At 41.3% G+C, this 6,000-nt stretch carries 6 protein-coding genes and 1 tRNA gene; 1 reads left to right on the top strand and 6 read right to left on the bottom strand.

Annotated elements, in window-relative coordinates; genetic code table 11:
- The 3 genes from H6G76_RS21680 to H6G76_RS21670 form a co-directional block, all read right to left on the bottom strand.
- On the bottom strand, nucleotides 1-797 hold a 797-nt coding region (locus H6G76_RS21680; protein ID WP_190705364.1), incomplete at its 3' end, for an Arm DNA-binding domain-containing protein.
- A 188-nt stretch (nucleotides 798-985) separates the two neighbouring features.
- A tRNA-Phe gene (locus H6G76_RS21675) sits at nucleotides 986-1,058 on the bottom strand.
- A 76-nt stretch (nucleotides 1,059-1,134) separates the two neighbouring features.
- The gene (locus tag H6G76_RS21670; RefSeq protein ID WP_190705361.1) at nucleotides 1,135-2,004 is read right to left on the bottom strand and encodes a metal ABC transporter permease; all 870 of its coding nucleotides are present in this window, start codon (nucleotides 2,002-2,004) and stop codon (nucleotides 1,135-1,137) included.
- 210 nt (nucleotides 2,005-2,214) lie between these two features.
- On the opposite strand from H6G76_RS21670, the gene H6G76_RS21665 reads away from it, so the two are divergent.
- Entirely contained in the window at nucleotides 2,215-3,573 is a 1,359-nt protein-coding gene (locus H6G76_RS21665) for a GTPase family protein (protein WP_190705358.1), read from the top strand.
- Here H6G76_RS21665 and H6G76_RS21660 read toward each other — a convergent pair.
- Genes H6G76_RS21660 through H6G76_RS21650 form a run of 3 tightly spaced genes read right to left on the bottom strand, consistent with a single transcriptional unit; the run spans nucleotide 3,570 to nucleotide 5,575 of the window.
- Entirely contained in the window at nucleotides 3,570-4,034 is a 465-nt protein-coding gene (locus H6G76_RS21660; protein ID WP_190705355.1) for a type II toxin-antitoxin system VapC family toxin, read from the bottom strand. The genes H6G76_RS21665 and H6G76_RS21660 overlap by 4 nt on opposite strands.
- A complete protein-coding gene (locus H6G76_RS21655; protein ID WP_190705352.1) occupies nucleotides 4,035-4,295 on the bottom strand; it encodes a hypothetical protein in 261 nt (86 codons plus the stop codon).
- A 50-nt stretch (nucleotides 4,296-4,345) separates the two neighbouring features.
- The gene (locus H6G76_RS21650) at nucleotides 4,346-5,575 is read right to left on the bottom strand and encodes a DUF4336 domain-containing protein (RefSeq protein WP_190705349.1); all 1,230 of its coding nucleotides are present in this window, start codon (nucleotides 5,573-5,575) and stop codon (nucleotides 4,346-4,348) included.
- Nucleotides 5,576-6,000 lie beyond the last annotated feature (425 nt).

The raw sequence follows: 6,000 nt of genomic DNA, 5'->3' as shown, positions 1-6,000 counted from the left end.
TCTCGTAAAATTGGTATCCAATAATGAAAAGTATCGTTAGCCTCTGTTTTAGATACCTCAAATAACATTCCTAATACTTGAAATGTTGGCATCTGTCTTAAGCATCCAGTAAAAAACAGAAAGCGTACATAGTTCGTGTAATGGCTGTAGTAGCGATCGCTAGCAAAAGTACGAATAATTAAATCTCTTTCTTCTTTACTGAAGGGATTAATATCTTGTTCTTCAGTAGCCCCCTTGGGTGCTTTGATTTTCATAGCAGCAAATGGGTTAGCCTCAATTAGCCCCTCTTCCATTGCCCAATTGCAGCAAGCTTTGAACTGAGTTAAACAACGCTTTGCAGCATCTAGAGTTAAGTTGGCTAAAAGATAATCCCTAATAGCAGATGCTTCATCTAGCGATCGCGTTGGTAACTTAGCGATGTGATTTCGATGCTTGACAAAATCTTTGGCGTAGGTACTAGGACTAACTTGCGGTTTCTTAAATTCGCTATACCTATCCCAAAGTTGGTTTAATTCTGGTTTAGGTTTCTTAATGGGTGTAATGAGTGTAATCGTAGTCAGAGCAAATTGAGGTTGGTACTTCTGTAGAGTTAAGTCCAATTGCTTATAGAGCATATCGTTCTCAATCTCAGATGCCTTGCTTTCAGCAAATTTCCGGTTGTTTGGGGTATCTGCTAAACCAGTAGAGATGTAATAACGCTTGCCCTTATATCTAAATCGCAGCTGCAACCGATCATTAGAGTTAATGATCGAGACAGAACCCTTAGATGCCCGCCCTGTAGGAGTTTTCGAGAACATAACTTTATCAGGTGTAATTACTCCTCTACTCTATTGCTTTTACACCCAATTTACACCCATTTTTTGTCTAAAGGTGTCCAATAATGTCCAAAATTTCTTTGAAATACAGAACATTTGTTCTGTATTTATCAGGGTTTATAAACCAAAAACCCCTTGAAATCCAACCATTTCAAGGGGTTAATTCATAATGCCAGGAACCGGACTTGAACCGGTGACACGAGGATTTTCAGTCCTCTGCTCTACCAACTGAGCTATCCCGGCGCGTTTTTTGTTTTGCACCACGATTTATAAATGTAGCAAACAAAAATGAATTATGCAAGTGTTTTTGTAAATAAATTTAAGCTGTTCTCAAACTCAGCTTACTCATAATGAATATAGCTATGAATAGCAAAAACTGTACAAGCACAATACTAGGGCCAGAGGCTAGGTTGAAAATACCCGACACAAGAATGCCTGCAACGCTGCTAGAAGAACCAACTACGACAGACAGCAACAGAAAACGGCTAAAGTGTTGACTCATCAGCTTGGCTGTAGCGGCGGGAATAACTAAAAAGGCGTTTACAAGCAAAACACCAACGGCTTTAATAGCTACTGCAACTGCTAGTGACAGCAGAATCACAAATCCATAGCGGTATAACTCCACTGGAATACCTTGAACTTTTGCCACGTCAGGATTCAGTGTCAACAAAATCTGTTGTCTGAGGGTCGATAATAAAAATATGCTACTAATTCCCAACACCAGCAGCGTTAAAATTAAGTCGCTGGCATCAATAGCGAGAATATCTCCAAAAAGCACCGCCATTAAATTACCGCGATATCCCTGAATCAGGCTAGAAAGAATTACGCCGATCGCCAACGCACCAGAGAGAACTATACTAAGTACGCTATCGCTGCCCAAATCAGTTTTATCTACGAAGTAAAGAACGATAACACCAAAAACTAACGTGAAAGGCAATAGCATCCAAGTGGGGTTTAACTGAAGTAGCACACCCAAGGCTACACCGACTAATGCAGCATGACCAACGGCATGGCTAAAAAATGATAACTGGCGCAAGGTCACAAAGCAGCCAAGTAACCCTCCAAGTATCCCCATCAACACAGCACCTATGAGTGCGCGTTGCATAAAAGGAAATTGTAATAAATTTACCAAATCATTGCTAGTAGTAATGGCTAGTTCTAGGCTCTGATAATCAGAGTAAAAAATCATAAGTGATAACAAGGTTGAGAGAAGCTCTATCTCAGGGTATAACGAATTTGATTGATTGGTAGATTGCGTTAAAGTTAACGTTGCCCTTGGCTTTGAATCATTTAAAATGACAAGTGAGCATCGTCAAGATTTAACAATGCAATTACTTAGTTAAAAGCATCTTGAGCGATCGCTAAAATTAAATTGGAATCTATCTGCTGTTTTGATACCATGAATGAGCAACATAATACTGATTTGCCATCAGCAGATTCTCAGGAGTTCAATAAAACTAATGATCACCAGCCTCAGGATATACCTCCTGAAGGTGCGACAAGTAAGCCCGGTCATGAGGACTGGAATAAACGTATTGCAGGTGTCTGGAAGAAAGCAACAGCCAGCGTGATGCAATTCCTACCTGTAGAACAAGTATCACAAACCGTTGTTGAATGGTATAGTGTCAGTGAAACTCAGGTGGCAGAGATTTTAGAAGCTGTCCGCGCTGAACTGCCAACCACCGAAGCTCTTTTGATTGGCAAGCCTCAAGCTGGCAAAAGCTCGATTGTGCGGGGACTGACAGGAGTTTCGGCGGAAATTGTCGGTCAAGGATTCCGCCCTCATACACAACATACTGAGCGTTATGCCTATCCTTCTAATGACCTACCGTTGCTCATTTTTACAGATACGGTAGGATTGGGAGACATTAACCAAGAAACTCAGGCAATTATTCAAGAATTAGTAGGTGATCTGCAACAGTCGAGTCGCGGCGCGAGGGTGTTTATTCTCACAGTCAAAATTAATGATTTTGCCACTGAAGCATTACGACAAATTGCTCAAAAACTACGTCAGCAATATCCTGATATCCCTTGTTTATTAGCTGTTACTTGCTTGCATGAGGTTTATCCTCCTGAGACAGCTGATCATCCAGCTTATCCGCCAGAGTCGGAGGAAGTTCAACGTGCCTTTGTCCAAATGCAGCAAGCTTTTGCAGGATTATACGATCGCGCTGTTCTGATTGACTTCACTTTAGAAGAAGATGGTTACAATCCTGTATTCTACGGTTTAGAAGCATTTAGAGATGCTTTAGCCGAACTTTTACCAGAAGCCGAAGCCCGTGCAATTCATCAGTTGTTAGAACAGGGTGTGGGCAAACAAATTGGTAACATCTATCGTGATGCGGGCCGGCGTTATATGCTGACCTTTTCCATCATGGCAGCAACTTTGGCAGCTATCCCATTGCCCTTTGCAACTATGCCTGTATTAACGACATTGCAAGTATCAATGGTCGGTCTTTTAGGAAAATTATACGGGCAAACAATCACACCATCGCAAGCAGGCGGTATTGTCAGTGCGATCGCTGGTGGATTTTTAGCCCAAGCAGTCGGACGAGAGCTAGTTAAATTTATACCAGGATTTGGCAGTGCGATCGCAGCTTCTTGGGCAGCTGCTTACACTTGGTCATTAGGCGAAGCAGCCTGTGTTTACTTTGGTGATTTGATGGGCGGTAAAAAGCCCGATCCGCAAAAGATTCAATCTGTCATGCAACAGGAATTCCAAGCGGCAAAAGAACGGTTTAAGGGAATTAAACGTTAAGGGTAGTTATTGGGATTTTCTACAAAAATATGCTCACTTGCTGCGGCTGTATTCAATTCGGCATCAGCAGACACAAGTGTCATAGGTGGTAAACCGTTAGCTATGCACAGGGCGTTAACTGCAAGGCAAGCTGCTAACTGAACTGCATCATAACCTCGCAAACCGTAAATTTGAGCTAATTCTATTGCAGAGTTAATGATACCTTCTGTAATTTCGACAACTTGATATTCAGACTGTAGATCGTTTTTAAATTGATCGCATACAGCGATCGCATCTTGAGAAAGAATACTTCCACTACGCGATCGCCGTGTAATTGCAGCTATAATCTCAACACCTGTGATAGCAGCAATCATTATCTCGTTATTTTGTGCCAGGTCGCATAATCTCAAAACCCATGCTGAACCTGTCTCACTTATGTAACGCTTAACAAGCGCACTGCTATCTAAAAAATAAACTGCCATTTAGAGGCGTTCCTCAATGATTGTCTCAGAAACAGGCTTACCCTGTACCTGAATAAATCGCCTTTCAGTTTGCCCCTTAGAAGAGGCTTGTTTGATTTGTTTGACTAAACCAGAATTTAGCAGTTCTGTGTGGAATCTTGTGCGTTGAGCTTGTTCTTGATTCCTAAAATGTTCTTTAATAGCTTGATTTAGCTCCTGTAACTCCTCCGGTTCTAGCAAGTCTAACTGATTAAGGATTTGTTGAAGAATCGCCTGTGACATAGGCTTTTACTTTGTACCAATACCAATATGCCTACTATTTTAGATGTCTATTAAACCTTCTCCTTTGCAGGTGGGACAATTCCAGTCTTATTTAAACCAGCATCAATTTCTCGGAGAATTTTAAAATCATCTTCCGGTAAAGGATAGCTACTACTATTAAACAAACCTGTACTCGCAACTGGTCGCTTTTCTAAAAAAGAAAATGCTTGGCGAAATTGCTGCGGTTGGGCTTTAATTGGTGCGTCAAAATGGCAGGGAATAATCCACTGAAAATCCCAGCTTGCCACTTTATCCGCCCAATCAAGTGTTTCTCTGGGTGCGCGGTTAAGAATGAGGGTTTGTAAAACTGGTGCGACAAATAAACGCCCATCGCCGCGCAAGGCGTAAAATGACCTCTCCCAGTTATGTTTCCATTTGAAAGGGAATAACCCAAAATAAGCTTTGCGAGAACGTTCTGGTGCTTTCAATGCATCACGGAACACTTCGCCCCATGCAGGTACTTCTAGTACACTGGGTTGGAAATACAAAGCGAACAGGGTGATGCGTTGCCATCCTTTCAAACGATTTGCTTGATTATCAGCAACAATATCAGAACCTTTCTCTTTGGCATGGAAGAGTAAAGGGTAGGGATCAAGTTGGACGATCGCTGGTGGTTCTTCTGGTATAGATACCACCGAATCTGTTACTAATAAAGTGTGCGATCGCTTGTGAAAAAATGCCACTTCTGTAAATTTACCTGGGCCTAAATCAATAGTTTTCAATATTGCATAGTCAAACTGGTCTGCAAAAGGTGTTTGGTTAATGTCTTCTGGCAATACTTGCGTCCGTTTTGCAGGTAAACCCAGCCAACTTAATGGCAGATTAACCGGGAAACTCCATTGATTAGGGGCGACAAACACCTGTGCATTGGGAAAGCATCTAGCGAAGGGGCCAACAAAAACCTTATGTTCTATGCCAGAGATAGTTGGCAAGATAATATATTTGACATCGCCGTGTTCTGTCACTAATTCTTGAACAAGTTGAAGACATTCTTTAGTCGGTGCAACAGGCGCATAGACTAGTAAACCGCCCTCATCTAATTTGACAACTGTCATCCGAATAGGCACAACAACATAAAAGATGCCCTGCAATTGGTCAAAAGTCCAGATGGTGTCTTTGATGACTTCCTTGCGAATTGTTCGCCGTCTGCCATAGGGGTAGAGTGGCACTATTGGCCAGAATACCCATGAAATATCTTTTGGATAAATTTGTTCTGTGATTACACGTTCATGGTGAGTCACCCTAAGACCCCTCCAAAATTCCCCATACTTAAGTTTATTCCTGCTCTCCGAAGTTGGAGTTTAGCAAATTCTGCAACCTTATTGGCTGTAGTCTTCAAATTTACGCTTTTCCTGCCTCGCTATGGAACCAAAACGATATCTCCTTTTACTAGAGACATTTATATAGGCTCCCCGTCTTCCAAGGTATATAAATCTGGTTCATCATCTAAAAATTCAAATACTTTACTTCTTTGTGATAATTCTATAATCTCCGATGTTGATGGATAGGGAGAATTAAAGAATAGCTTTTCTTCTAAAAGGTAGCGTTCTTCTTCAGAGAGCGATAATATTACTTGAACTTATGATTCAATAAGCGTAGTATTTATAGGCGATCGCGTTTCTCTTGCATTTGTTATTTTACATAGTAGTCTAATTACAATTAGATG

The sequence above is a fragment of the Nostoc sp. FACHB-152 genome (assembly GCF_014697475.1).
GTDB lineage: Bacteria > Cyanobacteriota > Cyanobacteriia > Cyanobacteriales > Nostocaceae > Nostoc_B.
Note: the sequence above shows the minus strand (reverse complement) of the source record. Positions and strands in the feature narration are given on the sequence as shown.

Bases quoted from the DNA above. Each gene is read 5' to 3' on its own strand.
- H6G76_RS21670 (WP_190705361.1), bottom strand. From the start codon at position 2,004: ATGATTTTTTACTCTGATTATCAGAGCCTAGAACTAGCCATTACTACT.
- H6G76_RS21665 (WP_190705358.1), top strand. From the start codon at position 2,215: ATGAATGAGCAACATAATACTGATTTGCCATCAGCAGATTCTCAGGAG.
- H6G76_RS21660 (WP_190705355.1), bottom strand. From the start codon at position 4,034: ATGGCAGTTTATTTTTTAGATAGCAGTGCGCTTGTTAAGCGTTACATA.
- H6G76_RS21655 (WP_190705352.1), bottom strand. From the start codon at position 4,295: ATGTCACAGGCGATTCTTCAACAAATCCTTAATCAGTTAGACTTGCTA.